Below are 25,930 nucleotides of genomic sequence, written 5' to 3'. Positions count from 1 at the left end.
AAAAAAGTCCACCCTGTTTTTGCAAAAAATTTACAAACCCAGCTTCACGCGCAGCTTTTGCCACCATTTGAGCTGTTCCGGCTGCGGCGGTGCTTCCGGCAGGGCCGTGTGCACCAGCACCGCATCCGTGCCAATGGTCTCGATCTCCTGCCATGGAATGGTCAGGCTATCGTCCCGGCCAAGCAATCCGAACAGCCTTGGCCGCCCCAGCAGGATCAGGCTCTGCAGCCGGGCGGTGGCAGGGTCAAAGGTCAGGTCGTCGGCCCGGCCAAGGCAGACCCCCTGCTCCAGCTGCACCACCTCTTTTTCACACAGTTCCCGGATGGTCAATGCCCTTCTCCCCTTTCTGCCACAGCTTATGCAGCCGCCGGGCGCATCATGCAAAAAGCAGTGGAAACCGCATGGCAGATTGTGGTATACTGTGGGCAGAGCATTCCATGAGAAACAGAGGAAATTTTAAATGTATAAAAGCATCGTGTTTGATCTGGGCGGTGTCATGGTGGATTTTGCCCCCCGCGCCTATCTGGTAGACCGCATTTGCAATGAAGAGATCGAGGAGCAGGTGTACGACCTGACCTTTGGCAGCGAGGAGTGGAAGCAGCTGGATGCGGGGCTTGTCTCCCGCTTTGACGGCAATCAGGCCATGCTGCGCAACGCCAAAGCCGCCGGGCGCGAGTTTGAGGTGCAGGGCGTGCTGGACGACTGGCTGCACATCCTGCGCCCGCGCCGCCGGATGCAGGAGCTGGTGCGCCGCCTGAAGAACCATGGCTACAGCGTGTACTATCTCAGCAACATCCCGGAGGACGTGCTGGCCCTGCTCAAGGAGCGCGGCGTGCTGGACCGCTTTGACGGCGGCGTAGCCTCCTGCGAGGTGCACATCAACAAGCCCGACCCCCGCATCTATCAGGCCCTGCTGGATCAATACGGCCTGAAGGCCAGCGAGTGCGTGTTCATCGACGACAATCTGGCCAATGTGCAGGCCGCATTCACGCTGGGCTTCGTGGGCATCCGGATGAAGGAGAGCGTGGGCACCCTGATCCGCAGCCTTGCCACCTGCAATGTGGCCCTGCGCTGACCTCCGTGACCCAAAACAGCTCCTGCCGGAAATGCTCTGGCAGGAGCTGTTTTGCTGCTTTAGGAATTACTTTTTCTCGTAGCTCTGGCAGTAGTGCGGGGTCTCCACCTGCTGCGTATCGCAGGTGCACTGCTCGGTCACTTTGATCTGGGGCAGGTCGCACTTGCAGCCGCTCACATTGTGGCTGCACTCGCAGACATCACAGGTAACGCCGATGTTTTCCATATTTATCACCTCTCTGTCCACAGTATGGCCTGCGGGCAGGATGTTTATTCTGGAAAACTCAGCCAGCCTTTTTCGCTTCGCGCTTAGACCAAAGTGTGACTGCCGCATGCCGGATGGAAAGCACCGGGTGCACCGGCAGCATCCGCGGGCCTGCCCAGCGCATCACCGCGCGGATCTTCTCCCGCATTTCCGGCTTGTAGCAGTGCACTTTGCAGGCCGAGCAGAAGGTCTTGGTCTCCATGAACGGGCATTTGTCAATGCGGGTCAGGGCGTAATCGTGCAGCTGCCGGCACTCCGGGCACAGGCTGCCTTTGGGTGTTTTGTGCTGCCTGCGGCAGTAAAGAGCGATCATCTCGCTCACCAGCATCTTTTCATCTGCGCGCTTCTGATCCAAGTTCTTCGGGGTATCCTGCATGGGACGGGGCCTCCTGCTGCCTTATTTTTTTCTACGGTCCGACCGCATTGCAGCGCGGCGCACCGCACGGCGCAAAAATGCAAAGCCTACCGTAACACCAATTGCTGCAGCCGCTGCCATATACACCGCCTTCTGAAACCAAAGCGGCAGGAGCGCAGACCTTTCCGTCTGCTGTCCCCTGCCGCAGTTTTGATGCATTCTGTACAGAGGCTGTTGTTTTTGCGTGAAAGTTAGTATTTGCTAACTTCCAGCTCTGCAAAAACACCGTTTTTCCGGTGTTCTCATAGTTTATCGCACCCGTCTCTGTTTGTCAAGAGAAGCTTCTCCTGTTTACCATGCAGCCAGATCTGCACCCAGCTTGCGGCATGCAGCCTGAACATCATCGTCCGGGGCCTCGTTGCAGATCAGGCCCTCACCGTTCAGCACCTGTGCGCCGTCGCCCTGAGCACGCTCCACCCAGTCACGCATCCACTGGCCGTCGCCCCAGCCGTAGGAGCCGAACAGGGCGATCTTCTTGCCGTTCAGAGAACCCTCCAGATCAGAGAACATCGGCTCGAACTCGCTCTCCTCCAGCTGCTCCGCACCCATTGCGGGGCAGCCAAAAGCCACTGCATCAAACTCAGCCAGCTTTGCGGCGTTCATCTCGCTGCAGGGCACGATGGTGCCGTTTGCACCCTCTGCCACGCAGTTTGCCATGGTCTCAGTGTTGCCGGTTGCGCTCCAGAATACGACTGCTACTTTGCTCATAAAGATCGTCCTCTCTCAAATCAATATTAGTTAGATGTATCTAACTTTATGTTCCGTGAAAATGCGTCCAACCACGCAGACGCATCCTCATTTGGTTAGTATCTTCTAACCACCGATAGAATACCACAGCTTCCCGGCTGTGTCAAGCCTTTTATGCAAAAAGAACTGCCGCGGCTGAAAGCACGCCGTAGATCACCGGCTGGTGCAGCAGATACAGCAAAAGCGAGTGGCGGCCCATCCAGCCCAGCGCCGGGCAGACCGAGCGGCGCAAGGGCTCCATGCGCTGCCGCCCCATGCAGAAATGCAGGAAGTACCCTGCCCAGAACAAAAACAGCCACGGCAGCAGGGCAAAATAATCGGTGGAATAAAAATCGAAGGGCAGAAAGCCGAAAAACGCTGTAAAGTAATTCGCGTACCATGCATCCGGCAACGCAAGGCGCAGCCCGCCGAAGCCGAGCCAACGCTCGTCCAGATGATAAGTCAGTGCAAACAGCACCGCCGAAACCGCCAGCCCTGCGGCGGGCGGGATCTTTTTCAGCAGCGGTTCCAGCACACCGGTGAGCAGCATGGCGCTGCCCAGAAAGGTCAGCACACCGAACACCACCCGGTCCTCCGGCATGAAGACCAGCGTCACCACCGTGACCAGTGCCCCGGCAGCAAACACCTGTGCGCCGCGCTTCAGGGTGCGGTGTCCCAGCGGCACGCAGAAGCCGGACAGCAGGATGAACACCCAGCAGATGCTCTGCTGCCACAGCCGCCCCGGCCAGCCGATATACTAGTCCATCCAGATGCCGAACAGGAACATCATGTCCCAGCAGGCATGGTACAGCATCATGCTGACCAGATCCAGCCCGCGCAGCTCGTCCAGCAGGGCGTAGCGGCTCGCCGGGGCCTTTTGCTGCACTCGTCGTTCGTTTTCCATTATCCATATTCCCCTTTGCTGTGTTTCGCAATACGATATGACAAATTATAAACCGCACTGCGGCACCTGTCAACCAGACATCTCAGGGGGTTGAAGGCAGCAAAAAACCGCTGCACAGCGGCAAAGCCATGCAGCGGTCAGAATGGATAACCGGGGAAACCTTATCAGACTTCGGTGTTGAAGTAGCGCTTCAGCAGGCCCTCAAAGCCGCGGCCGTGACGGGCCTCGTCCTTTGCCATCTCGTGAACGGTGTCGTGGATGGCATCCAGATTCAGGGCCTTTGCCTTCTTGGCCAGATCCATCTTGCCTGCACATGCGCCGCACTCGGCCTCGGCACGCATCATCAGGTTCTTCTTGGTGCTGTCGGTGACAACTTCGCCCAGCAGCTCTGCAAAGCGGGATGCGTGGTCTGCTTCCTCGTAGGCATAACGCTTGTAAGCCTCAGCGATCTCGGGGTAGCCCTCGCGCTCAGCCACACGAGCCATTGCCAGATACATGCCGACCTCGCTGCACTCACCCTCAAAGTTTGCGCGCAGGCCATCCACGATCTCCTGCGGCACGCCCTCGGCCTTGCCGATGCCCACAACATGCTCGGTGACGTAGGTGTTGCCGGTCTTCTCCACAAAAGCGGAAGCAGGAGCCTTGCAGACGGGGCACTGTGCCGGGATCTCGCCTTCAGCAATATAACCACAAACGGTGCAAACGTACTTCTTCATAAGAATAGACCTCCATCATTCTTTTTATATCAGTTAGAAAACAGGCTGGGCGGTGTTGGTACTCACCGGCCCTTGTCATGGCTCTATTATAGCGAATAGTTCCTAGTTAGTCAAGGATAATTTTAAGAATAATTCCTATTTATTTTGTCTTACAGATAAATTCCGGCAGGGTCACTAAAAACCATCCTCAAAAACTGTGTGCTTTGCCCTGTGCACCTTAAAAACAGCAAAGCCGCCCTGCACACACAGGACGGCTTCTGCCTTGTTCTTCCTTCTTCTATGGGAGATCAGACCTGCAGGTTGCTGCTGGTAGCGGCTTCGGAGCCGTCGGCAGCATCAAACTCGTAGTCGTTGCCGGGCAGGATAGCGTTCAGCAGGATGCCTGCGATCGCGGCCACAGCCAGACCGGACAGGTTGATGGTGACACCTGCAACGGCAAAGCTGACACCGCCCACAGAGTTGAAGCCCAGTGCGCACACCAGAATGACAGCAGCCACGATCAGGTTGCGGCTGTTGGTAAAGTCCACGCGGTTCTCCACCACGTTGCGCACACCGATGGCGGAGATCATGCCATACAGCACAAAGCTGATGCCGCCGATGATGCCGGTGGGGATAGTGTTGATGACAGCCTCAAACTTGGGGCTGAAGCTCAGGATGATGGCCAGCACGGCAGCAATGCGGATGACCAGCGGATCGTAGATCTTGCTCAGAGCCAGCACGCCGGTGTTCTCGCCGTAGGTGGTATTGGCCGGGCCGCCCAGCAGGCCGGCCATGGTGGTTGCAAGGCCGTCGCCCAGCAGGGTGCGGTTCAGGCCGGGGTCGTTGATATAGTTGTGGCCCACGGTTGCGCTGATGGCGGCGATATCGCCCACATGCTCCATCATGGTTGCCAGTGCAATGGGGATGATGGTGAACAGTGCGCTGATGAACTCAGGGCTGCCGTCGATGGCAAACAGGCCCATGGCCTCCTTGTGCAGAGGGATGCCCACCCATGCAGCCTCAGAAATGCGCTGGAAGTCCACTGCACCGGTCACCAGTGCCACTGCGTAGGACACCAGCACACCGATGAGGATGGGCAGGATCTTGACCATGCCCTTGCCCCAGATGTTGCACACGATCACGACACCCAGTGCCACAAAGGCCAGGATCCAGTTGGACTGGCAGTTTTTGATAGCAGAGGGGGCCAGGATCAGGCCGATAGAAATGATAATGGGGCCAGTAACCACCGGCGGGAAGAACCGCATGATGCGGCGGATGCCAAAGGTGGAGATCAGCAGGCTGGCCACCAGATACACCAGACCGGAAAATGCGACGGCTGCACAGGCGTAGGGCAGCATCTTGGTATTGGCCACGGTCAGGTTGCCGTCTGCATCTGCCAGCATGGGGGCCACGATGGAGAAGCCGCCCAGATACGCAAAGGAGGAGCCGAGGAATGCAGGCACCTTCTTTTTGGTAATGAGGTGGAACAGCAGGGTGCCCAGACCTGCGCACAGCAGGGTGGTGGAAACGCTCAGGCCGGTGAGCAGCGGCACCAGCACCGTTGCGCCGAACATGGCAAACATGTGCTGCACGCCCAGAATGAACATGCGGCCTGCGCCCAGCTGGCGCGCGTCGTAAATGCCTTTGGAGTAATCGATCTTTTCGCTCATGAAGTTTTTCTGCCTCCTACAGAACTCGCAGCCCCAAAAAAAGAGGCACCGCCGTCAGCAAAACGGCAATGCCCCTGAAATTTGGGAACAATGATCCCGCCCGGAAATGAGAAGTGCAATACAGCGCAGTCGATGATTCTTGTGCAGCATGGTGCGCTCCCCCTTTCATTCAGGCTCTTTCCAAACCGCCGCCAAAAGCCCCGCAAAAGGCCGCAGCGGGCAGTCCTTCAAGAGATTATAGCAGACTTTTTGCCGCCGTGCAACTATTTTGCTTAATTCTCCTGTATTTCCAGCCCGGAAGTTTGCGCCGCTTCTCTTGCAATCCGGCCCAAAGCGCACTATAATATAACCTACCATTGTAATCTGTATTATAAGAGAATTATCAGGAGAGTTTATGATCTATCTGGATTATTCCGCCAATACCCCGGTAGACGAAGCGGTTTTACAGCGCTTTTGCGAGGTGGATCGCAATTGCCCGGGCAATGCCAACTCCCGCCATGCAGCAGGCACTGCCGCAAAAGCCGCCATCGATGCCGCCACCCGGAGCATTGCCCGCAGTCTGAATGTGCAGCCCGCCGAGATCATCTATACATCCGGTGCCAGCGAGGCCAACAACTTTGCCATCAAGAGCATCGCCCGGCTGGAGCGCCACCATGGCAGACACATCATTTCCACCCCGCTGGAGCACTCCTCGGTGAGCGGCAGCCTGACCGCCCTGCAGGAGCAGGGATACGAGATCGACCTTGTGGACATCCGGCAGGACGGCACGGTGGACCTTGCCCACCTGAAAGAACTGCTGCGCCCGGACACCATTCTGGTGGCCGTCACTGCCGTGGACAGTGAGCTGGGCGTGGTGCAGCCGGTGGCCGAGATCGCGGAAATGTTGAAGGCCTGCCCCCACTGCCACTTCCATGTGGATGCCACACAGGCCGTGGGCAAGCTGCCGGTCAGCTTTGCGGGCATCGACACCATGAGCCTGACCGCCCACAAATTCTACGGGCTGAACGGCATCGGTGTGCTGGTCAAGCGGCGCGGCCTTGCGCTGGAGCCGCTCATCCATGGCGGCGAGAGCACCACCCTCTACCGCAGCGGCACCCCCACCGTGGCGCTGGCCTGTTCGCTGGCGCTGGCACTGGAAAAGGCCGTCACCGAGCTGCCCGCCCGGGTGGAGCACATCCGCGCCCTGAACGCCCGCCTGCGCACCGGGCTTGCCCAATACCCCAAGGTGCGCATCAACAGCCCGGACACCGCCGTGCCGCAGATTTTAAACCTGAGCGTACAGAACGTGAAGGGCACCGTGTTCCAGCGGGAGCTGGATGCCAGGGGCGTATGCGTCTCGGTCAAATCGGCCTGCTCTTCGGACGGCCTGCCCTCCCGCGCCGTGTTTGCCGTGAGCCATGACCGGCGCAACGCGCTGTCCTCGTGGCGCATCAGCCTGAGCCACCTGACCACGGAACAGGAGATCACTGATTTTATGCAGGCGTTCGATGCCTGTTACAACGCCCTGACGCAATAAAAAGGAGTATTATGAAGCAAGATCCCCCCGCCGACCAGCAGCGAGGGGATCTTTTTTACTGTTTTTGAATGCCGAACAGTCTGCGCAGAATGCCGCGCAGCGCCTTGGGGCTTCGGATCACAACTACCTGCATATGCTCCCCGCCTTTCCGTTTTCTGGCCCATCCTATGCAGGCAGGGGCCGGAACGTTCCGGCAAGGGCAGCAGCGCTCAGTCTGCGATGGTCTCCACCACCACCAGCGCACCGCTGCGGGTGGAGATGGTGATGCAGTCCGACCCGGCAGCGTACTCGTTGCTGACGCCCAGCGGGTAGCTGGCGGTCAGCTCCGCATCGGTCAGTTCATAGTAGGAGCCGCGCTCGCACACGCCCTGCGCCCTGCCCTCCATCGGGAAGGCCGAGAAGAAGAAGTACTTCTCCTTCGGGTAGCGGCGGGTCTCGCCGGGCATCACGTAGGTGATGCGGCTGCGCTCATCCAGCAGGGTGGTGCGCACACCGCGCTGTTCCAGCCCAAGGCCGGTGCACAGGTTTGCAAGGGTGTGCTCCACCCGTCTGCCGCCAAGGCCGCCCAGCAGCAGCACCTCGTCAAAGCCCTTTTCCGAGACCAGCTTTGCGGCATACTCGGTGTCGGTATCGTCCTTCACATGGGGCAGGACGATGATATCGTCGTCCTGCTGTTCCGGGCAGGGGGCGGTGTCAAAGTCACCCACGATGATGTTGGGTCTACGCCCCAGAGGTGCGCAGTTGCGGTAGCCTGCATCACAGGCAATGATAAAGTCGTCCGGCCGCAGGGCCTCTGCCAGCTCCGGAGAAACCGGGCAGGCCGAAATGATCACACAGCGTGACATGAATCTCTTCCTTATCCTTTATACTTTCGGGCGCTGCCAATCCTTCACGTCCTTGACTTCCTCGTACATGGCGCAGTAGCTGTCGTACCGGGTCTGGGAGAGCCTGCCCTCGGCCAGTGCGGCGCGCACGGCACAGCCTTTTTCGCTGCGGTGGGAGCAGCCGGTGAACTGGCACTGGCCCAGATAAGGCCCGAACTCCGGGAACGCATGCTCCAGATTTTCCTTGGGGATGAACCCGGCGCGGTTCGCTTCCAGACTGGCAAAGCCCGGCGTATCCGCAATGCGCCCGCCAAAGGCTTCAAAGATCGTCACCTCACGGGTGGTGTGGCGGCCACGGCCCAGCTTCTGGCTGATGGCACTGGTCTCGCGCTCTGCTTCCGGCAGCAGATGGTTCAAAAGGGTGGATTTTCCCACGCCGGAGTTGCCGCAGAACGCACACAGCCTGCCGCTGATCCACTGCTTCACCTCGTCCAGCCCGCCGCCGGTCTTGTAATCGATGCGGATGAACGGCAGGGTCGATTTTTCGTAGGCCTTACGCAGGAATTCCGCCTCGGCCAAGTCGCCCTTGGTGCACACGATCACCGGCTGCACGCCCTTGTCCACCGCAATGGCGGCAAGCTTATCCAGCACCAGCGTGCTGGGCGTGGGCTGGGTGGTGCTGGCCACAAGGAACAGCACATCCAGATTTGCCACCGGAGGCCGCACGAACACATTTTTGCGCGGTGCGATCTCGGCAATGACGGCTGCACCGTTCTCGGTCTCCAGCGTCACCTCATCGCCCGCCACCGGCGTGATCTTCTGTTTGCGGAAAATGCCGCGGGGCTTGCACTCCACAATGCCCTCCGGCGTTTTTACATAGTAAAAGCCGCCGATGCCCTTTGTGATATATCCCTTCATGCACGCCTCCGTCAGCTCAGCAGCGAGGACCACCAGTCGGTCAGCGGTTTCTGCGAAGGCTCGCCGCTGCCCGCTGTGCCCTGTTCGGTGCCAGTCTCGGTGCTGGAAGAAGAGGAGCTGCTGCCAAACAGGCCGCTCCACCAGTCGCCGCCGGTGGTGCTGTCGCTGGGTGCTTCCGGTTCCGGTGCAGGCTCCGGCCCTGCGCTTACCACAATGTTCACGCGGCCGTTCAGCTTTGTGGTAGAGCCTGCCGCCGGGTTCTGACTGATGACAGTGCCCACCGGCTGGTCGCTGTACTGCTCGGTCTGGCTGCCAAGGCCCAGATGGTTCTGCACCAGCAGGGTGCGGGCATCAGCGGTGCTCATGCCGGTCAGCGAGGGCACCTTGGTGGTGGTTGCCACCTGCGGGCGGCTGATATACATCACCACAGTGCTGCCTGCAGCCACCTGACTGCCCGCCGCCGGGTCGGTGCGGATCACCGCGCCGGATGCCACAGAGGTATCCACAGCCTGCGTTACCAGCACCGAGACACCCAGCTCCTTGAGCTGCTGCTCTGCATCGGCCTGCACATAGTTGGTCAGGTCCGGCACGGTAACGTACTGGGTGCCAAGGCTCACAGTCAGGGTCACATTCTGGCCCTCGCGCACCGTGCGGCCGGACACCGGCGACTGCTTATAGATATAGCCCGCCGCATAGTTACTGTTGTACTCCTGCTCCCAGGTAACGCTGATCTGGCCGGAGACCACCTGCTCGGTGGCAGCAGCCTCGTCCTGCGTCATACCGATATAATCGCCCAGCGTGATATCGGCCTTGTTGTTCATCAGGTTGGAGGAATCGTTCAGGATCATCCAGCACAGCGCAAGGCACGCCAGTGCAAATGCAATGGTAACGCCGAACAGTGCCGGCAGGAAGATGGTGCGCTTTTTCTTGCGCGGTGCGGCCTTTTTGCCGCGGGGCGCAGGCTTTTCGGCCTGACGGTTTGCACGGTTCTGGTTCATGGTACGTTTCACCACCTTTTCGGGAGCATCTTCTGTAATATACTTGTACTCGAACATCACGGAGGGGTTGTGCACGTAGGTGTCCAGCGCATCCAGCATTTCGCGGGCGGATGCGTAGCGGTTCTGCGGCAGCTTTGCCATGGCCTTTTCGGTGATCTCCACCAGTGCATTCGGCACCTCCGGTGCGATCTCGTGCAAAGACTTCGGCTGATCGGAGATCTGCTTGATGGCAACTTCCACCATGTCGTCTGCATCAAAGGGCAGATGACCGCTGAGCATCTCGTACATCATCACGCCCACCGAGTAGATATCGCTGGTGCAGTCGGTCTCATCGCCCTTGGCCTGCTCCGGGCTGATATAGTGCACGCTGCCCATGGCCTTGCCGCTCAGCAGCTGGTTCTCGGCACGGGAGATGCGCGCAATGCCAAAATCCATCATGCGCAGCTGGCCGTTGTCCAAAAGCATGATGTTCTGGGGCTTGATGTCCCGGTGCACCACACCGTTGGCGTGGGCATGTTCCAGCGCCTTTAAGATCTGGGAGATGAAGTGCACGGTCTCCCGGTTGGTCAGCCTGCCGCCGCGCTGGTTAAGGTACTCGCGCAATGTCATGCCGTCCACATATTCCATCACGATATACTGCAGATCATCATTCACCGATACATCGTACACTTTTACGATGTTGGGGTGGTTCAGCAGCGAGATGGCCTTGGATTCATTTTTAAAGCGGCGCACAAGGTCCGGGTCGTGCATATACTCCTGCCGCAGCACCTTTACCGCCACCACGGTACCGGCAGGCACCGGGCCGTTGTGCCCCAGCATGACCGCCTTGTAGACGTTTGCCATGCCGCCGGAACCGATCAGCTCCCGCACCTCATACAGGCCGTCCAGCTTTTTGCCGATCAGGTTGTCCATCAGCGCACCTCCTCCACACACAGCAGCAGCGCGGTGATGTTATCCGGGCCGCCGTTCTCGTTGGCCGTGCGGATCAGAAGGTCCGGCAGGTCGTAGAACCTGCCGGTGCGCAGCAGCTGTTCCAGCTGTTCTCTGGGCACGGCATTGGTCAGGCCGTCCGAGCACAGCAGCAGGATATCCCCTTTCTGCAGCGGTGCGGTGGTGAACTCCGAGTCCAGCCGGTAGTCCACGCCCAGCGCCTTGGTGATGATGTTCTTCTGAGGGTGGTGCTCGGCTTCCTCCACGGTAATGGTGCCGCAGTCCACCAGCTCCTGCACATAGGAATGGTCGTGGGTGAGCTGGGCAAGCCTGCCGTCCCGGTACAGGTACGCCCGCGAGTCGCCTGCATGACACAGGAACACCTTGCCGCCGCGCACCAGTGCGCACACAGCCGTGGTGCCCATGCCCGCCAGCGATTCCTCACGCAGGGCCTTCTGGAACACAAAGCGGTTGGCGCTGAGCAGGCTCTTTTTCAAAAAGGTCTCCTCTTCGCCGGGCAGGCACTTGGAAGCATACTGCTCCTGAAAGCAGCGCTCGATCACATCGCACGCGCTCTGGCTGGCTTCCCTGCCGCCGCGTGCACCGCCCATGCCGTCGCATACCAGCAGCCATGCGGCATCGCCGGGCAGTTCTCCTGCGCGATAATCGTCCTGATTATCCTGCCGGACCCTGCCGACATCCGTTTTTCCTGCAAGTTTCATAGGCTTCTCCCTTTAATATTTACGCTTTCCCGTTCATTTCGTCACGGCGCAGCTGGCCGCATGCGGCGCTGATCTCGCTGCCAAGGCGGCGGCGCACCGTAGCGTTCACGCCAAGGCTCTCCAGCTTCTGCTGGAAGCGGTGCACGTTGGCTGCATCGGTGGCCGAGTACGGGCTGCCGTCCACCGGGTTGATGGGGATCAGGTTCACATGGGCACCCATGCCCCGGATCAGGTTTGCCAGCTGTCTGGCGCAGGCATCGGAATCATTGACACCGCGCACCATGGAATATTCAAAGCTCACGCGGCGGCCGGTGGTATCCTGATAGCGGCGCACGGCCTGCATCAGCACTTCCACAGGATAGGCATCGTTCACCGGCATCATGCCGCTGCGAATTTCATTGTTGGGTGCGTGCAGCGACACCGAGAGGGTCAGCTGCAGCTTTTTCTCGGCCAGCTGGTCGATTTTGGGCACCAGACCGCAGGTAGAAAGGCTGATGTTGCGCATCCCGATGTTCACGCCCTCGGGCGAGGTGATGTTCTCCAGAAACTTCATCACTTCGTCAAAGTTATCCAGCGGTTCGCCAATGCCCATGAGCACGATGTGGGAAATGCGCTCCCCGATATCCTTCTGGGCGGTGTAGATCTCAGAGCAGATCTCGCCTGCTTCCAGATCGCGCACGCGGCCCGCCTGGGTGGACGCACAGAAGCGGCAGCCCATGCGGCAGCCCACCTGCGTGGACACACACACCGTGTTGCCGTAGTGGTAGCGCATCACGACAGTCTCGATGCAGTTGCCGTCCGCCATGCGCAGCAGATATTTTACCGTGCCGTCCTTTGCTTCCTGCCTGCGCTCGATCTTGGGCGCGGCAATGTAGAAGCTTTCTTCCAGCTTTGCCAGCAGGGTCTTGGGCTGGTCGGTCATGGCAGAAAACTCGGTGACCAGCTTCTGATGCACCCAGTGGAAGATCTGCTTTGCCCGGAAGCCCGGCTGACCCATCGCTTTCAGTTCAGCGGTCAGCTCTGCCAGCGTAAAGGAAGAGATACAGCGTTTTTGTTCCATTGTGTTCTCCTATTGTTTTTTACGAACAAGCCGCCCGTTTCATTGCAGCTTTTCCCCGTTTTTCTGCATGGCGCACAGGAAAAAGCCGTCCATGCCGGTGCGGGTGGGCACCGAAAGCGCGCCGTGTTCCCCTGCCGCCATCCCGGCGGGCAGCGCTGCGGCAGGCTCCACCACCGTAAACTCCGGGTGGCGGGCCAGAAATGCCGCGATCTGCCGCTGGTTTTCTGCCGGGTCGATGGTGCAGGTGGAGTACACCAGCCTGCCGCCCGCTTTCAGCAGCTGTGCCGCCGTATCGAGGATGGCCGACTGCGTGGCCAATAATTCAGCTTCGCGGGCCGGTTCCAGCTTTTTGTAGCGCAGATCCGGCTTTTTTGCCAGAATGCCAAGGCCGCTGCAGGGCACATCCGCTAAAATGCGGTCGGCCTGCGGCAGGGCCGGGTTCACCTTTGTGGCATCGTTGCACAGGGCTTCCACATTGGTCAGGCCCATGCGCTGCACTGCCGTGCGGATCAGGCCCACGCGGTTCTCGGCGGCATCGCAGCTGTAAAGCCTGCCGGTGCTGTGCATCTGCTCGGCCAGCAGGATGGTCTTGCCGCCGGGCGCAGCGCACAGGTCGATGACTGTTTCTCCGGGCTGTGCGTCCACGCAGAGCGCCGCCAGCTGGCTGGCCTGCCCTTCCACATGGAAGTACCCCTGCCGGAACAGCTCATTTTCCGCCGGGCTGCCCTCGAAGCGGGCCAGCACACTGCCGGGCACAATGCCCCGCTTTGCTTCCTTTGCGCCGGAAGCCAGCAGCTTTGCACAAAGCTCATCGGCACTGCCTTTCAGCGGGTTCGCCCGCAGGCTGGTCATGCCGCCGTCGGCCTTGTAGGTAAGGATATCCAGTGCCTCGTCCGGGTAGTTTTTGTGCAGAAATTCCGCCACATCCTGCCCGGCAGAGCCAAGCACCATGAGCCGCTCCACTTCGTTTTTGAAGCTTGCGGTGCTCAGGTCGTAGCTGCACGCCTTGCGCAGCACGGCGTTGACCAGACCGGATGCGCTGGATTTTTTGAAGGCACGGGTCAGCTTGACGGCTTCGTTCACCGCAGCGGACACCGGCACCTGCATATAGCGGGCCTGCGCCAGCGCCGCACGCAATATTTCGCGCACCGGCGCATCCAGCTTGGCAAGGCCCTTGGGCAGGAACTGGCACAGGATGTAGTCCAGCGTGCCCCGGTGTTCCAGCACCGTGTAAAAGATGGCGCTGGCAAAAGCTTTATCGCGGCCTTCCAGCTGCTGGCGCTTGAGTTCGGCATCCAGAACAAGGTTGGAAAAACCATCCTGCTCCTGCCGCACCAGCGCCGCCACTGCCGCCGCGCGGGGATTCGCCGCCATCAGAGGATATCCCCCGTTTTCAGGCGCTGTCCGGCCGCAAAGGCGGTGCCGTCCATGGGCTTTTTGCCTTCCGGCACCACATTCAGCAGCTGGACGGCCCCCTCACCGCAAGCCACCGTGAGCGGCTTTGTGGCCAGCACGGTGCCGGGCGCTTCGCCGTGAGCTTCCACGGCACGGCACTCCATCACCTTGAGCTTTTTGCCGCCGGAGGTGACGAACCATGCACTGGGCCACGGGTTCATGCCGCGCACCCAGTTGTGGATGTGGGCAGCCGATTCGGTCAGGCGGAACTCTGCCATCTCCTTGTTCAGCATAGGTGCAAGGCAGGCGTTCTCATGATCCTGCGGCTGGGGTTTCAGCGTTCCGGCGGCGATGGCGGGCACCACCTCGCACAGTACCCGTGCACCTACGGCAGTCACGCGGTCAAACAGCTGGCCGCTGGTCTCCTCCGGGTCAATGGCGATCTTCTCGCAGCAGAGCACATCGCCGGTGTCAAGGCCCTCGTCCATCTGCATGATGGAAACGCCGGTCTCGGCATCGCCGTTCAGCACGGCCCACTGCACCGGGGCGCTGCCGCGGTACTTGGGCAGCAGGGAGACATGCAGGTTGATGCAGCCGTACTTCGGCGCTTCCAGCACAGACTTCGGCAGGATGCAGCCGTAAGCCACCACCACGATCAGTTCCGGGGCCAGTGCGCGGATGTTCTCGTCCTCGCTGCCGTCCCGCAGGGTGCGGGGCTGGAACACCGGCGTGCCGTGGGCAAGGGCCACTTCCTTGACCGGGGGTGCGGTAAGCACCTGCTTGCGGCCAACCGGCTTGTCCCGCCGGGTGTACACCGCGCAGATGTCATGCCCGGCGGCATACAGTGCTTTGAGGCACTCTGCGGCAATATCCGGCGTGCCCATGAACAAAATGCGCATTACTTGTTTCCTTTCGCTTCGCGGGCAGCTTTTTTGCCCTCTTCGGTATCCTCATAGAAATACTCGCTGGACTGCATGATGGTAATGCCGTCCAGATGGTCGTTCTCGTGCTGGATGCAGCGGCCCAGCAGATCCTCAGCTTCCAGCTCGAACCACTCACCGTGGCGGTCCTGTGCGCGCACCTTGACCGCGGCGGGGCGGGTCACAGCGCCGTTGTGGCCCGGGAAGGACAGACAGCCCTCGTAGGCGGTCTCCTCTTCCTCGGATACGGCCAGGATCTCCGGGTTGACGAAGTCGATGAACTTATATTCGTAATCTTCGGGGATCTCCTCGGGCGCGTCGGTGGTGTCCCACACCACGAACAGACGGCGCAGCATGCCCACCTGCGGGCCGGCCAGACCCACGCCGTCGGCGGCGATCATGGTCTCGTGCATGTCGTCCAGCAGGGTAGCCAGACGGTCATCAAAGGTGGTGACGGGGCGGCAGACCTTGTTCAGGATGGGGTCGCCCTCTTTTACAATGTTACGGATAGCCATTTATGGTACCTCCAAATCAGATGTCACCGTCCGAGTGCAGGTCCACCGCAACGGTGGCCTTGGACGGAAGTTTTTCCTGTTCGTATCTTTCCAGTGTGCTGCGCACGAGGTCGCGGAAGCGGCGGTCGTTGCGGCACTTGATGGTAAGTTTGTAGCGGTAGGTGTCGTTGATCTTTTCAATGCTGCCGGGCGTGGGGCCAAGCACCCGCAGCGGCAGGTCCGGCTGTTTTGCCGCCTGCTGGCCCAGCAGGGCCGCAAAGCGCGCCGCCGCCCGTGCCACCTCGATCTCCTTTGCGCCTGCAAAGCCAATGACGCACAGCCCGCAGAAGGGCGGGTACAGGCCCAGCTTGCGGTAGGCGATCTCCTGCTCAAAAAAGGCATCGTAGTCCTGCGCGGCGGCAAGGTTCAGCACCGGGTTATCGGGGTCGGTGGTCTGGATGATGGCAAAGCCCGGGTCTCTGGCCCGTCCGCTGCGGCCCACCACCTGCGTGATGAGGCTGAACACGTTCTCATACGCGCGGAAGCCCTGCGCAAACAGCAGCGAGTCGATGCCCAGCACGCCCACAAGGGTCACATCCTCAAAATCCAGTCCCTTGGCCACCATCTGGGTGCCCACCATGATGTCATATTCGTGGTTCGCAAACCTTGCCAGCAGCTTTTCGTGGGCATCCTTTGCGGCAGTGGAATCCTGATCCATGCGCAGCACCCGCGCATCCGGGAACAGCTTTGCCAGCTCTTCCTCGGCTTTCTGGGTGCCGAAGCCCCGGTACTGCAGCTTGCCGCCGCAGGCGGGGCACACAGTGGGCGGTTCCATCTGGCTGCCGCAGTAGTGGCACAATACCTTGTGCGCCGCTTTGTGGTACACCATCGGCACGCTGCACTTTGTGCACTTGAGCACCTCGCGGCAGTCCTCGCACTGGGCCATGGTCTGGTAGCCCCGGCGGTTCAGCAGCAAAATGGTCTGCTTGCCTGCATCCAGATTGCGGCGGATGGCATCCTCCAGCGCAAGACTGATCTCCCGCGGGTTGCCTGCCGCCAGCTCTGCGCGCATATCCACGATCTGCACCGTGGGCAGCGGGTTGCCGCCGTAGCGCTGGGTCAGCCGCACCAGCTGGGTGCGGCCATGCTGGGCCGCGTAAAAGCTCTCGGTGCTGGGGGTGGCGCTTGCCAGCAGCAGCAATGCACCGTTTTCCGCCGCGCGCTGCCGGGCCACCTCGTGGGCAGAATAGCGGGGCGCGGATTCCGAGCGGTAGGTGTGCTCCTGCTCCTCATCGATGATGATGAGCCCGATGTTTTCCAGCGGCGAAAAGATGGCACTGCGGGTGCCCACCACGATGTCTGCGCCGCCGTCCTGGATCATCTGCCACTGCAAAAGGCGTTCGGTGTGGTTGAGGGCAGAGTGCTGCACCGCCACCCGGCGGCCAAACTGACTCTTGAGCCGCAGGATCATCTGCGGGGTCAGGCTGATCTCCGGCACCATCACCAGCGCACGCCTGCCCTGCTCCAGACAGCGGGCAATGAGCTTTAAAAACACCAGCGTTTTGCCGCTGCCGGTCACGCCGTAGAGCAGCGCCGAGTGGGGTGCATCGTCTTCCAGCTTTGGCAGCAGAGCATCGTAAGCCGCCTGCTGCTCCTGCGTGAGGGTGATCGGCTCGTTTTTCAGCGGAATGGACGAATACAGGTCGATGGATTTATTCACCTTGCTGCATTCCAGCACGCCTTTGGTGCACAGGTTATCCAGCACGGCACGGCTGATGCCCTTGTCTTCCAGCTCGTTCAGGGTGCGCGGCCCGCCGCCCAGCAGCGCCACTGCCGCCAATTGCTTGGCCGTCGGCTTCGGCTTTGGCGGCAGCCCGCCCACAAGGCGGTAGGAGTTCTCGGTGTGGCGGGTGAGCTGCTTTTGCAGCACCGGCGTTACACCGTCCGCCGCCACGGCAGGCTTGTACTGTGCACCATAGGGAATGACCGCCTTGACCGCTTCATAATAGGTGCAGAAGGTGCGCTCCTTCAAAAAGTGCACCAGCCGCAGCAGTTCCGGGGTCAGGCAGGCGGATGCCGGGGCCACGTCGAAAAGATATTTCAGCTTTGCACTTTCCGGTTCGGCATCGCAGGCCAGCACCACGCCCATGCGGGCGCGGCTGCCGCGGCCAAAGGGCACCAGCACCATGCTGCCAAGTTTTACCGCATTCTGCTGATCCGGCATGACGGCATAGGTATAAAGCTTATCAAAGTGGAAGGTCGCATTGCTGACGGCAACGCCTACCGTTTTGAGCATTCGTCCAGCTCCTTCAAAATGTTATTCTGCGGCACCAATGCGCTGGCAGATGGCCTGATACAGTGCATCGGCGCAGGTATCGACCTGGTCGTTGACCAGCTTCAGGGTGAATTTATCCTGCTGGGCCAGCTCCTGCCGGGCGGTGGCAAGACGTTCCTGAATGCTGTCCTCGGTCTCGGTGCCGCGGCCGCGCAGACGGCGCTCCAGCTCCTCCACCGACGGCGGCAGCAGGAACACGGTGGTCGCGCCCGGGAACATGCGGCGGATGTTCGCTGCGCCGTGCACATCGATGACCAGAACGACCACCTTCCGGGCTGCAAGGCGCTTGTCCACTTCCTCGCGCAGGGTACCGTAGTAGTTGCCATTGTAGAAGTTGTGCTCCACTACCTGATCGTTCTCGATCAGCTGCTGGAACTGCTCCCGGGTGCGGTAATAATAGTCCACGCCCTCCTGCTCACCGGGACGCGGTGCGCGGGTAGTGGCGGAAACAGTCTTTTCGATCTCCGGGTGTGCTTCGCGCAGTGCCTTCACCACGCTGTCCTTGCCGGTACCGGCCGCGCCGGAGACCACAAACAAATATTTATCGTTCGCCATGGGTCTGTTCCTCCTCTGCTGGTGTTTTGCCCTCCTGCCCTGCCGCACGGTTGGCCACCGTTTCCGGCTGAAGCGCCGAGAGCACCACGTGATCGGAGTCCATGATAAGCACTGCACGGGTACTGCGGCCATAGGATGCATCGATCAGCATTCCGCGCTCCCGTGCTTCCTTTACAAGGCGCTTGACCGGGGCGGAATCCGGGCTGACCACTGCCACCACACGGCCTGCACTGACCATATTGCCAAACCCGATGTTGATGAGCTTCATAAACCCCTCCGAATTCTCTGTATCACTCCAGATTCTGGATCTGTTCGCGGATCTTTTCGATCTCCGCCTTCATATCCACCACGATGCGGGTGATATCCAGATCCTGACACTTGGAGCCGATGGTATTGGTCTCGCGGTTCAGCTCCTGCGTCAAAAAGTCCAACTTGCGGCCCACCGGCTCGTCCAGCTTGAGGATATCGCGGTACTGCGCAATGTGGCTGCGCAGGCGCACCGTTTCTTCATCCACAGCGGTCTTATCACCAAAAATAGCGGCCTCAGTCAGCACGCGGGCATCGTCGATATCGCGGTCCTCCAGAATGACCTTGAGCTTCTCATACAGGCGGTTGGTGTAGGCTTCCACGCGGCCTGCACTCAAAGTCTCCACCCTGCCCACGCACTCCTCGAGGAAGTTCAGGCGGTTTTCCACATCTGCCTTCATCTTGGCACCCTCGGCGGCGCGCATCTCCACAAAGCGGTCCAGCGCCTGTGCGGTAACGGCAGAAACATCTTCCCACAGCTGTTCCTCGTCCACATCCGCGTGGCGGGTGGTGAGCACATCCGGGAAGCGGGTCAGCACGCCCGCAGAGATATCGTTCTTGACACCCAGCTGTTCCGAAATATCCCGCATGGCCTGCTGGTAGCTGCGTGCCAGCTCCATGTTGACGGCCACCACCGTATCGGCAGCGTCCACATTCTGCACAGTCATGCTCAGCTCCACCTTGCCGCGGGAAATGCGCTCGTTGAGCTGCTTTTTCAGGCGGCTGTCCAGATAACTGCAGGTGCGCGGGATGCGCGAAGAATACTCAAAGTAGCGGGAATTCACGCTGCGCAGCTCCACCGTGATCTCACGGCCATTGCGCACAGCAGTCCCCCGGCCAAAGCCGGTCATGCTTAAGATCATAACGCTCTCCTGTTCTTACATTTTCAGTGTTTCAGCTTACAAGTTTCGGTATACGTATCCGCCTTTGGGTACACAAACCCATGTTACGATACATATAGTTCCATTTTACTATTCTTCGGCCCAAAATTCAAGGTGCACTGTTGCGTGCCGCCGCCAAAACCGGCCGCAATACACGGTGCAAAGCAAAAAAGCTCTGATACAAAATCTTCCGATCCTGTATCAGAGCCTGTTTCAGTTGGTTTTATATACGCAGGTCACGCTGTTCTGCAGCAGATTTGCGTTCAGTAGTGCGCGCTCCACCCAGTGGATATTGTCCGCAATGGTATCGCGGGAGACACCGTATTCTGCCGCAATGTTCTCCATGCTGCGGTACTCGCGGCGGTAGAGCAAAGTCAGCACCAGCTTATCCTGCATTGTGATCTTGGTAAAATGCGGCCTGCGCCGGTGTTCCTTGCAATAAGCCGCATTCAGTGCTTCCAGCATCTGGGCAAATTCCTTCCGAGTGATGCCGAAGGTAAATTCATAATCTTGCTCTGTAAATTCCGCAAGGCGCTGTACCGTGATGCTTCTCATGCAGATCACCTCTTCTTTTTCCGGGGATGCCCGGGTGTCGGCTGCATCCATTTTGATTCATTATAAAATGGATGGATTTTCATGTCAATGAGCCGCCGCCCATTTTTGGGGCCAGATCCGGTGCAAAACACAAAAAGGAGCCTCCCGCCGCAAAAGCGGGAAGCTCCTGGATCCGTTATGAAAGATCAGACGGGATGAGACTGATTGGTGTAGTCCACATGGTCGCCGTCCACGCCCTGCTTCTTGGCATTGCGCTTTTCAAAGAACTTGGGTGCCACCTGCGGGAACATTGCGTAGGTCAGCACATCCTCTTCCTGCGTTGCCCACTTGGCAGCTTCTGCCTTCAGCTTGTCCATCTCAGGAGCCAGAGTATCAGCAAAGCGGCAGGTAATGGGCTGCTCGTCGCCCAGGATCTTCTTGGTGAACTCGGGCTTGATGGGAGCGGGAGTCTTGCCGTAATCACCGTGGACCAGACCCTTGAACTCCTTGGTGACCATCTTGTAGCGCTCACCCAGGATCACGTTGAACACAGCCTGTGTACCAACGATCTGGCTGGTGGGGGTGACCAGCGGCGGATAGCCTGCATCCTCGCGGACGCGGGGGATCTCTGCCAGCACTTCGTCCAGCTTATCTTCCTTGCCGGCATCCTTCAGCTGTTTGAGCATGTTGGAGAACATGCCGCCCGGCACCTGATACAGCAGGGTGTTTGCATCCACGCCCAGGCTCTTCGGGCTGATCTGGCCGTTGGCAATGTACTTCTCGCGCAGCTTTGCAAAGTATGCGCGCACAACGTTCAGCTGCTTCAGATCCAGACCGGTGTCGTAATCGGTGCCCTGCAGGGCAGCGACCAGACTCTCGGTGGGCATGTGGCTGGTGCCCAGGCTCAGGGGGCTCATGGCGGTATCGATGATGTCGGCACCTGCCTCGATGCCCTTCAGGATGGACATGGAAGCCAGACCTGCGGTGTAGTGGCTGTGGATGTCAACAGGGATGCTGACGGTCTCCTTCAGCTTCTTCACCAGATCGTAGCAGGTATAGGGGGTCAGCAGACCGGCCATATCCTTGATGCAGATGGAGTTTGCGCCCATCTCCTCCAGGGTCTTAGCGTAGGCTGCAAAGTACTCGTTGTTGTGCACGGGGCTGAGGGTGTAGCTGATGCAGCCCTGCACATGAGCGCCTTCCTTGTTGGCTGCCTTGATGGCGGTCTGCAGGTTGCGCGGATCGTTCAGTGCATCGAAAATACGGATCACGTCGATGCCGTTTGCAACAGACTTCTGCACAAAGTACTCAACGGCATCGTCTGCGTAGGGGCGGTAGCCCAGCATGTTCTGGCCGCGGAACAGCATCTGCAGCTTCTGGTGGGGCAGCTCCTTGCGCAGGATGCGCAGGCGCTCCCACGGGTCTTCGTCCAGAAAGCGGATGCAGCTGTCGAACGTAGCGCCGCCCCAGCACTCCACGGAGAAGTAGTTGATCTTATCCATTTCCGGCAGGATGGGACGCATCTCATCCATGGTCATGCGGGTGGCCAGCAGAGACTGGTGGGCATCGCGCAGGACGACCTCAGTAACCTTGATCGGCTTTTTGGCCATGATTGTCACCTCTCCCTTAGTTCATGGAAACCAGAACGTCACCGGAGTTGACGGTGTCGCCCTTGTTGACGTTGATGGAAGCCACAGTGCCATCCTGCGGAGCAACGATCTCGTTCTCCATCTTCATGGCCTCCAGGATCACCAGCACGTCGCCAGCCTTCACGGATGCACCGGCCTTGACCTTGACATCCAGAATGTTGCCGGGCATGGGAGCCTTGACGGCAACGGCACCAGCAGCGCCTGCAGCAGCCTTGGGAGCAGCAGCGGGAGCCGGAGCAGCCTTAGGAGCAGCGGGTGCGGCAGGAGCTGCAGCAGCAACCGGAGCAGCACCAGCGGCAGTCTCCTCCACGGAGACGCTGTAAGCAACGCCATTGACGGTAATATTGTAGTACTTCATGGAAGGATCCTCCAAATCAAAATCGTATCAAAAAGATTTATACAGACGATTACAGAGCCATGTTGCCGTGCTTCTTGGGCAGGCGGGCAGCACGCTTGGTGCTCAGCAGTTCCAGTGCGGCAACAACGCTTGCACGCACATTGGCTGCATCGCAGGTCAGGTCAGCAGCGCCGCAGGCAACTGCATTTGCTGCGCTGCACACCTCGGCGGTGTAAGCAGCAGCCTTTGCGTTGGTGGCTGCAATGATGTTGTCGGAAGCATCGATCTCTTCCTTGTACAGGACGCTGACCGCTGCGCTGGGTTCCAGTGCGCTGACGGTGCAGCCAGCCACGGCAATGCGCAGATCGGCAGCAGCCAGAGCGGTGTAAACAGGGCCGACGGCCTTGCCAGCCAGCACAGCCACCTTTGCGGTGGTAGCGTCGGCATAGGTAGCAGCCAGACGGGCAGCCTCACGGATGCCGCCTGCAATGTCGTCGGTCGCGCTGGGCACAAAGCCCTCGGTATCCACAATGGTGATCACCGGCACGCTGAAGGCATCGCACAGACGCACAAAGCGGGAAGCCTTGGCCACGCAGTTGTGGCACAGGGTCTTGCCGGTGGCCACAACGCCCACGGCGTTGCCGCCCACGGTGGCAAATGCAGTGTAAACAGACTTGCCAAAGCCTGCATACAGCTCCACAGCGCTGTCCTTATCGACCACGGCAGCAGCAGCCTTTGCAGGCTCTGCACCGGCAGCCAGAGCAGCAGTGGGCTGCTCGAACTCAAAGATCGCAGGGCCGGTCAGGTTGTTGGCCGGCAGCAGGCCCACGATGTGAGCAGCTTTCTCGGCAGCTTCCTCAGCAGTGGGTGCCACAATGGCGGCCACGCCAGCCTTTGCAGCGGCGGCTGCGGTGCCGGCATCGGTCACCTTGTCGCCCTTGGCAGCAGAGGTGAACGGAGCGGTGAAGAACAGCTCTGCGCCCTCAGCCATGATGCAGACATCTGCATTGGCAGCGCTCAGTGCGCTGGTGCCGCCGCAGACACCCAGAACAACAGCCACCTGCGGGATCACGCCGGAAACCTTTGCGATCTGCGCATTCAGCTTTGCGCTGGCGGTCAGCACGTCCAGACCCTCAGCCAGCTTTGCGCCAACGGAGTTATAGAAGGTGACGACCGGGCAGCCAGTCTGTGCTGCCATCTCCAGAACCTTGATGTTCTTTTCAACATCCTTTACGGTAACAGCTTCGCCGTTCTGGTAAACAGCGTAAGCCTGCTGACCTGCCGCATAGCCGCAGGCAGCGCTCACTGCACCGTCAGCAAACAGTGCAGTGTATTCCCCGTCATCAAAAAACTTGGCGAGGATTTCTCCCTTATTGATCTTTGAAGCCATGGTAAGACCTCCTGGTTGTCTGTGTGAGCTTTCAAAATTAGTTTTATTATACTGAATTTTCCATAAAAATGCAAGAGATTCTATAAAAGTCCATGCGAATCAACATCTGTCGCGCAAAGTTCTACAATTTTTTAACGATTCATCGTTTCTCTGCTTTCCCGCCTTTTTGCGGGCATTTTGCGCCGCACATTCGGCTGTCAAAAATTCTCTTTCAATTTTGTGGATTCTGTCTGCTCCTGCTGCATTTTATTTTATAGGAAGTTATGTTACACTATATTTAATATGTAAATTTTTTTCGCAGAACAGCCCGCCGGGAAGCTTCGGGACGGGTCATTTTGCAGAATATAAAAGGAAGGCCATGTCAAATTGAAAGATCTGCTCACTTCACTCCGCGCCTCCAACGAAACCTACCACTCCATGAAGCACTCCGCCCGGGCTATCATCCGCCGCGCCGAGATCCCCCTGCTCGCGGTCATCGTCCTGTATAAGGCTGCAACGAACCTGCTGTTCGTCCCCCTGATGCAGCAGCTCTGGTCGCTCACGCTGCGGTTCGCACCCATGCACTACCTGAACAACAACAACGCTTCTGATATCTTTTCCTCCCCCGCGATCATCCTGTGCATCACGCTCATTGCCATCCTGACCGCGTTCTGGGCGCTGTATGAGTTTTCCGTCCTGCTGCATGGGCTGGATCTTGCCCGCAAGGGCGAAACGATCCGCCTGCCCGCCCTGCTGCGCACCTCTCTTGCAGATATCCGCCACGCATTCCTGCCGCAGAACTGGCTCGTTCTGGTCTACAGTGCCGTGCTGATCCCGTTCACCAACTTCTTCCTCGCCTATAACTATATCACGCAGCTTGCCGTGCCGGAATACATCATGGGTGTCATCCGGGCAAACAGCCGGTATTACCTGCTCTATCTGGCTGCCGGTGCCGCCCTGCTGTTCCTCTGTGTCAGCTGGGTGCTGGTGCTGCCGCTGTTCGTGCTGGAGCGCAAAAGCCTGTGGCAGTCGGTAAAGGAAAGCTTTTGCTGCATCCGCAGGCGCGTCTTCCGCGCTTTTCTTTTGCTGCTGCGCTGGAACCTCTCGGTCGTCCTACGTTCCCTGCTGCTGACGGCAGCGGTTGCCGTGCCGCTGTACGGCATCATCATCGCGGTCGGGCTGCAGAGCACACAGGCTATGTTTGCACTGTCCCGCGCGGCGCTGGCCATTGAGATGCCTTTCTTCCAGTTCCTGATCGACTGCGCCATCACCATGGCGCAGTGCACGATCCTCGCCATGCTGTACTGCCGCCTGCGGGAATCTCTCCCCTCTGAGCCGGAGCCGGTCCAGAGCGGAAAGCATCACCGTTCCACCGGCAGGCTGCTTCTGGGTGCATCGGTTGCGGGTGCTACTCTGCTCACCTTTGCGCTGGCATTCTGTTACCTTGCCCTACCCAGAGACGACGAGCTGCTCTCCATGCTGGGCGGCGTTGCGCCGGTAGTCACCGCGCACCGCGGCTACTCCGCTGCCGCACCGGAAAACACCCTGCCCGCTTTCCAGCTGGCCATCGATCAGGGCTGCGAGTGGGCCGAGCTGGATGTGCAGATGACCAGGGACGGCGTGGTCATGGTGACCCACGATACCAGCCTGCGCCGCTGCACCGGCCGCAACGAGAACATCTACGACCTGACCTGTAACGAGGTTCGCAAGCTGGATGCCGGGCGCTGGTTCGGCCAGAAGTACACTGGTGCCAAAGTTCCCACACTGGAAGAAGTGCTGGACCTGTGCAAAGGTAAGATCCAGCTGAACATTGAGATCAAGCCCAATGCCGCCACCCCGGAGCTGGAAGCGGAAACCATCCGCATCATCCGCGAAAAAGGCTTTGCGCAGGACTGCACCATCACCTCGCAGAGTTATGAGACCCTCTGCAAGGTCAAGGAGCTGGCACCGGAGATCCGGACCGGCTATATCCTTGCACTGGGCGTGGGCAGTTATTACGATCTGCCTGCCGCAGATTTCTTCAGCGTACAGTCCACCTTTATCACCTCCGGTATGGTGCAGCAGATCCATAAGCGCAGCAAGACGATCTCCGCATGGACCGTCAACCGCGAAGAGGATGCCAGCGAACTGCTGAGCATCGGCGTGGACGACCTGATCACCGATAAGCCGGATATGATCCAGCAGCTGCTGAGCGAGGATGCCGACCTTGACAACAGCCTCGTCCTCCTGCGCGACTTCATCTGTGACCTGTTCGCTCCGTCCGATGTCGATGAACCCACTCCTGAGGAAGAGACCATCGAAGAAGCCATCGAGGACCCGGACGAATTGCTGGATGCGTCGTAATCGCGGCAAACATCAAGTATTCTGTTAAACTACCCGTACACACATAAAAAGCCCCCTGCCAGTTCATCACCGGCAGGGGGCTTACAAGTTTACCT

27 protein-coding genes are annotated in these 25,930 nt (G+C 59.5%); 3 read left to right on the top strand and 24 right to left on the bottom strand.

Translation table 11 applies throughout. The annotated features are described in order from the left end of the window. Window positions 1-30: 30 nt before the first annotated feature. The gene (locus MTP41_RS14585; RefSeq protein WP_097774865.1) at window positions 31-330 is read right to left on the bottom strand and encodes a PRC-barrel domain-containing protein; all 300 of its coding nucleotides are present in this window, start codon (window positions 328-330) and stop codon (window positions 31-33) included. 130 nt (window positions 331-460) lie between these two features. On the opposite strand from MTP41_RS14585, the gene MTP41_RS14580 reads away from it, so the two are divergent. Beyond that, on the top strand, window positions 461-1,075 hold the full coding sequence (locus tag MTP41_RS14580) for an HAD family hydrolase (RefSeq protein WP_097774864.1): 615 nt from the start codon (window positions 461-463) through the stop codon (window positions 1,073-1,075). Window positions 1,076-1,141: 66 nt separating this feature from the next. On the opposite strand, the gene MTP41_RS14575 is transcribed toward MTP41_RS14580, so the two are convergent. The 7 genes from MTP41_RS14575 to MTP41_RS14550 form a co-directional block, all read right to left on the bottom strand. Further along, window positions 1,142-1,300, bottom strand: coding sequence for a DUF1540 domain-containing protein (locus MTP41_RS14575; RefSeq protein ID WP_005940302.1), 159 nt, complete (start codon window positions 1,298-1,300; stop codon window positions 1,142-1,144). A 58-nt stretch (window positions 1,301-1,358) separates the two neighbouring features. Beyond that, window positions 1,359-1,715 carry a nitrous oxide-stimulated promoter family protein gene (locus MTP41_RS14570; protein WP_249235809.1) on the bottom strand — a complete coding sequence of 119 codons (357 nt, stop codon included), beginning with the start codon at window positions 1,713-1,715 and terminating at the stop codon, window positions 1,359-1,361. 330 nt (window positions 1,716-2,045) lie between these two features. Further along, a complete protein-coding gene (locus tag MTP41_RS14565; RefSeq protein ID WP_005940293.1) occupies window positions 2,046-2,462 on the bottom strand; it encodes a flavodoxin in 417 nt (138 codons plus the stop codon). A 151-nt stretch (window positions 2,463-2,613) separates the two neighbouring features. Then, window positions 2,614-3,192: a heparan-alpha-glucosaminide N-acetyltransferase domain-containing protein gene (locus tag MTP41_RS14560; RefSeq protein ID WP_330220993.1), complete on the bottom strand. Its 579-nt coding sequence runs from the start codon at window positions 3,190-3,192 to the stop codon at window positions 2,614-2,616. 45 nt (window positions 3,193-3,237) lie between these two features. Further along, window positions 3,238-3,384, bottom strand: coding sequence for a heparan-alpha-glucosaminide N-acetyltransferase domain-containing protein (locus MTP41_RS15670; protein ID WP_330220992.1), 147 nt, complete (start codon window positions 3,382-3,384; stop codon window positions 3,238-3,240). 164 nt (window positions 3,385-3,548) lie between these two features. Beyond that, window positions 3,549-4,100 (bottom strand): NADH peroxidase, encoded by a 552-nt coding sequence (locus MTP41_RS14555; RefSeq protein WP_005926148.1) that lies wholly within the window; start codon window positions 4,098-4,100, stop codon window positions 3,549-3,551. Between the two features lie 287 nt (window positions 4,101-4,387). Beyond that, window positions 4,388-5,749 (bottom strand): uracil-xanthine permease family protein, encoded by a 1,362-nt coding sequence (locus tag MTP41_RS14550; protein WP_005940287.1) that lies wholly within the window; start codon window positions 5,747-5,749, stop codon window positions 4,388-4,390. A 394-nt stretch (window positions 5,750-6,143) separates the two neighbouring features. Between MTP41_RS14550 and MTP41_RS14545 the strand changes: the two genes are divergently transcribed. After that, a complete protein-coding gene (locus MTP41_RS14545) occupies window positions 6,144-7,265 on the top strand; it encodes a cysteine desulfurase family protein (RefSeq protein WP_249235808.1) in 1,122 nt (373 codons plus the stop codon). Between the two features lie 209 nt (window positions 7,266-7,474). On the opposite strand, the gene MTP41_RS14540 is transcribed toward MTP41_RS14545, so the two are convergent. The 16 genes from MTP41_RS14540 to MTP41_RS14465 all read right to left on the bottom strand — a co-directional run bounded on the left by MTP41_RS14540 (window position 7,475) and on the right by MTP41_RS14465 (window position 23,513). After that, the gene (locus MTP41_RS14540) at window positions 7,475-8,110 is read right to left on the bottom strand and encodes a thiamine diphosphokinase (RefSeq protein ID WP_044953453.1); all 636 of its coding nucleotides are present in this window, start codon (window positions 8,108-8,110) and stop codon (window positions 7,475-7,477) included. 18 nt (window positions 8,111-8,128) lie between these two features. After that, window positions 8,129-9,007: a ribosome small subunit-dependent GTPase A gene (rsgA, locus tag MTP41_RS14535; RefSeq protein ID WP_249235807.1), complete on the bottom strand. Its 879-nt coding sequence runs from the start codon at window positions 9,005-9,007 to the stop codon at window positions 8,129-8,131. 11 nt (window positions 9,008-9,018) lie between these two features. Then, window positions 9,019-10,917 (bottom strand): Stk1 family PASTA domain-containing Ser/Thr kinase, encoded by a 1,899-nt coding sequence (gene pknB, locus MTP41_RS14530; RefSeq protein WP_249235806.1) that lies wholly within the window; start codon window positions 10,915-10,917, stop codon window positions 9,019-9,021. Then, window positions 10,917-11,657, bottom strand: a complete 741-nt coding sequence (locus MTP41_RS14525) for a Stp1/IreP family PP2C-type Ser/Thr phosphatase (protein ID WP_120079537.1) — start codon at window positions 11,655-11,657, stop codon at window positions 10,917-10,919. The genes pknB and MTP41_RS14525 overlap by 1 nt, the downstream gene beginning before the upstream one ends. A gap of 19 nt (window positions 11,658-11,676) precedes the next feature. Further along, a complete protein-coding gene (gene rlmN, locus MTP41_RS14520) occupies window positions 11,677-12,717 on the bottom strand; it encodes a 23S rRNA (adenine(2503)-C(2))-methyltransferase RlmN (RefSeq protein WP_005940261.1) in 1,041 nt (346 codons plus the stop codon). A 39-nt stretch (window positions 12,718-12,756) separates the two neighbouring features. Next, window positions 12,757-14,091, bottom strand: a complete 1,335-nt coding sequence (gene rsmB / locus MTP41_RS14515; protein ID WP_249235805.1) for a 16S rRNA (cytosine(967)-C(5))-methyltransferase RsmB — start codon at window positions 14,089-14,091, stop codon at window positions 12,757-12,759. Beyond that, window positions 14,091-15,011, bottom strand: a complete 921-nt coding sequence (fmt, locus tag MTP41_RS14510; protein ID WP_249235804.1) for a methionyl-tRNA formyltransferase — start codon at window positions 15,009-15,011, stop codon at window positions 14,091-14,093. The genes rsmB and fmt overlap by 1 nt, the downstream gene beginning before the upstream one ends. Then, complete coding sequence (gene def / locus MTP41_RS14505) at window positions 15,011-15,547, bottom strand: peptide deformylase (protein ID WP_097777944.1); 537 nt, start codon at window positions 15,545-15,547, stop codon at window positions 15,011-15,013. Before def ends, fmt begins: the two co-directional genes overlap by 1 nt. A 16-nt stretch (window positions 15,548-15,563) precedes the next feature. Further along, a complete protein-coding gene (gene priA, locus MTP41_RS14500) occupies window positions 15,564-17,822 on the bottom strand; it encodes a replication restart helicase PriA (RefSeq protein WP_249235803.1) in 2,259 nt (752 codons plus the stop codon). 21 nt (window positions 17,823-17,843) lie between these two features. Further along, window positions 17,844-18,416 carry a guanylate kinase gene (gmk, locus tag MTP41_RS14495; RefSeq protein ID WP_005940248.1) on the bottom strand — a complete coding sequence of 191 codons (573 nt, stop codon included), beginning with the start codon at window positions 18,414-18,416 and terminating at the stop codon, window positions 17,844-17,846. Beyond that, a complete protein-coding gene (locus tag MTP41_RS14490) occupies window positions 18,403-18,684 on the bottom strand; it encodes a DUF370 domain-containing protein (RefSeq protein WP_005940246.1) in 282 nt (93 codons plus the stop codon). Before MTP41_RS14490 ends, gmk begins: the two co-directional genes overlap by 14 nt. Before the next feature lie 22 nt (window positions 18,685-18,706). Then, a complete protein-coding gene (locus tag MTP41_RS14485) occupies window positions 18,707-19,585 on the bottom strand; it encodes a YicC/YloC family endoribonuclease (protein WP_097774851.1) in 879 nt (292 codons plus the stop codon). Between the two features lie 231 nt (window positions 19,586-19,816). Continuing rightward, a complete protein-coding gene (locus MTP41_RS14480; RefSeq protein WP_118528073.1) occupies window positions 19,817-20,158 on the bottom strand; it encodes a transposase family protein in 342 nt (113 codons plus the stop codon). A gap of 185 nt (window positions 20,159-20,343) precedes the next feature. Beyond that, complete coding sequence (locus MTP41_RS14475) at window positions 20,344-21,747, bottom strand: oxaloacetate decarboxylase subunit alpha (RefSeq protein WP_005940236.1); 1,404 nt, start codon at window positions 21,745-21,747, stop codon at window positions 20,344-20,346. 16 nt (window positions 21,748-21,763) lie between these two features. Next, complete coding sequence (locus MTP41_RS14470; RefSeq protein WP_005940233.1) at window positions 21,764-22,144, bottom strand: biotin/lipoyl-containing protein; 381 nt, start codon at window positions 22,142-22,144, stop codon at window positions 21,764-21,766. 49 nt (window positions 22,145-22,193) lie between these two features. Continuing rightward, window positions 22,194-23,513, bottom strand: coding sequence for a carboxyl transferase domain-containing protein (locus MTP41_RS14465; RefSeq protein WP_097777948.1), 1,320 nt, complete (start codon window positions 23,511-23,513; stop codon window positions 22,194-22,196). Between the two features lie 366 nt (window positions 23,514-23,879). On the opposite strand from MTP41_RS14465, the gene MTP41_RS14460 reads away from it, so the two are divergent. Next, window positions 23,880-25,835 carry a glycerophosphodiester phosphodiesterase family protein gene (locus MTP41_RS14460; protein ID WP_249235802.1) on the top strand — a complete coding sequence of 652 codons (1,956 nt, stop codon included), beginning with the start codon at window positions 23,880-23,882 and terminating at the stop codon, window positions 25,833-25,835. Window positions 25,836-25,930: the final 95 nt, after the last annotated feature.

Source organism: Faecalibacterium sp. I4-3-84, assembly GCF_023347255.1.
In the GTDB taxonomy this organism is placed as follows: domain Bacteria; phylum Bacillota; class Clostridia; order Oscillospirales; family Ruminococcaceae; genus Faecalibacterium; species Faecalibacterium taiwanense.
This window is presented reverse-complemented; position numbering and strand designations above follow the sequence as displayed.

What these genes read in the sequence shown, in the direction of transcription:
- MTP41_RS14580 (WP_097774864.1), top strand. Translation starts at nt 461, where the DNA reads ATGTATAAAAGCATCGTGTTTGATCTGGGCGGTGTCATGGTGGATTTT.
- MTP41_RS14575 (WP_005940302.1), bottom strand. Translation starts at nt 1,300, where the DNA reads ATGGAAAACATCGGCGTTACCTGTGATGTCTGCGAGTGCAGCCACAAT.
- MTP41_RS14570 (WP_249235809.1), bottom strand. Translation starts at nt 1,715, where the DNA reads ATGCAGGATACCCCGAAGAACTTGGATCAGAAGCGCGCAGATGAAAAG.
- MTP41_RS14565 (WP_005940293.1), bottom strand. Translation starts at nt 2,462, where the DNA reads ATGAGCAAAGTAGCAGTCGTATTCTGGAGCGCAACCGGCAACACTGAG.
- MTP41_RS15670 (WP_330220992.1), bottom strand. Translation starts at nt 3,384, where the DNA reads ATGGAAAACGAACGACGAGTGCAGCAAAAGGCCCCGGCGAGCCGCTAC.
- MTP41_RS14555 (WP_005926148.1), bottom strand. Translation starts at nt 4,100, where the DNA reads ATGAAGAAGTACGTTTGCACCGTTTGTGGTTATATTGCTGAAGGCGAG.
- MTP41_RS14550 (WP_005940287.1), bottom strand. Translation starts at nt 5,749, where the DNA reads ATGAGCGAAAAGATCGATTACTCCAAAGGCATTTACGACGCGCGCCAG.
- MTP41_RS14545 (WP_249235808.1), top strand. Translation starts at nt 6,144, where the DNA reads ATGATCTATCTGGATTATTCCGCCAATACCCCGGTAGACGAAGCGGTT.
- MTP41_RS14540 (WP_044953453.1), bottom strand. Translation starts at nt 8,110, where the DNA reads ATGTCACGCTGTGTGATCATTTCGGCCTGCCCGGTTTCTCCGGAGCTG.
- rsgA (WP_249235807.1), bottom strand. Translation starts at nt 9,007, where the DNA reads ATGAAGGGATATATCACAAAGGGCATCGGCGGCTTTTACTATGTAAAA.
- pknB (WP_249235806.1), bottom strand. Translation starts at nt 10,917, where the DNA reads ATGGACAACCTGATCGGCAAAAAGCTGGACGGCCTGTATGAGGTGCGG.
- MTP41_RS14525 (WP_120079537.1), bottom strand. Translation starts at nt 11,657, where the DNA reads ATGAAACTTGCAGGAAAAACGGATGTCGGCAGGGTCCGGCAGGATAAT.
- rlmN (WP_005940261.1), bottom strand. Translation starts at nt 12,717, where the DNA reads ATGGAACAAAAACGCTGTATCTCTTCCTTTACGCTGGCAGAGCTGACC.
- rsmB (WP_249235805.1), bottom strand. Translation starts at nt 14,091, where the DNA reads ATGGCGGCGAATCCCCGCGCGGCGGCAGTGGCGGCGCTGGTGCGGCAG.
- fmt (WP_249235804.1), bottom strand. Translation starts at nt 15,011, where the DNA reads ATGCGCATTTTGTTCATGGGCACGCCGGATATTGCCGCAGAGTGCCTC.
- def (WP_097777944.1), bottom strand. Translation starts at nt 15,547, where the DNA reads ATGGCTATCCGTAACATTGTAAAAGAGGGCGACCCCATCCTGAACAAG.
- priA (WP_249235803.1), bottom strand. Translation starts at nt 17,822, where the DNA reads ATGCTCAAAACGGTAGGCGTTGCCGTCAGCAATGCGACCTTCCACTTT.
- gmk (WP_005940248.1), bottom strand. Translation starts at nt 18,416, where the DNA reads ATGGCGAACGATAAATATTTGTTTGTGGTCTCCGGCGCGGCCGGTACC.
- MTP41_RS14490 (WP_005940246.1), bottom strand. Translation starts at nt 18,684, where the DNA reads ATGAAGCTCATCAACATCGGGTTTGGCAATATGGTCAGTGCAGGCCGT.
- MTP41_RS14485 (WP_097774851.1), bottom strand. Translation starts at nt 19,585, where the DNA reads ATGATCTTAAGCATGACCGGCTTTGGCCGGGGGACTGCTGTGCGCAAT.
- MTP41_RS14480 (WP_118528073.1), bottom strand. Translation starts at nt 20,158, where the DNA reads ATGAGAAGCATCACGGTACAGCGCCTTGCGGAATTTACAGAGCAAGAT.
- MTP41_RS14475 (WP_005940236.1), bottom strand. Translation starts at nt 21,747, where the DNA reads ATGGCCAAAAAGCCGATCAAGGTTACTGAGGTCGTCCTGCGCGATGCC.
- MTP41_RS14470 (WP_005940233.1), bottom strand. Translation starts at nt 22,144, where the DNA reads ATGAAGTACTACAATATTACCGTCAATGGCGTTGCTTACAGCGTCTCC.
- MTP41_RS14465 (WP_097777948.1), bottom strand. Translation starts at nt 23,513, where the DNA reads ATGGCTTCAAAGATCAATAAGGGAGAAATCCTCGCCAAGTTTTTTGAT.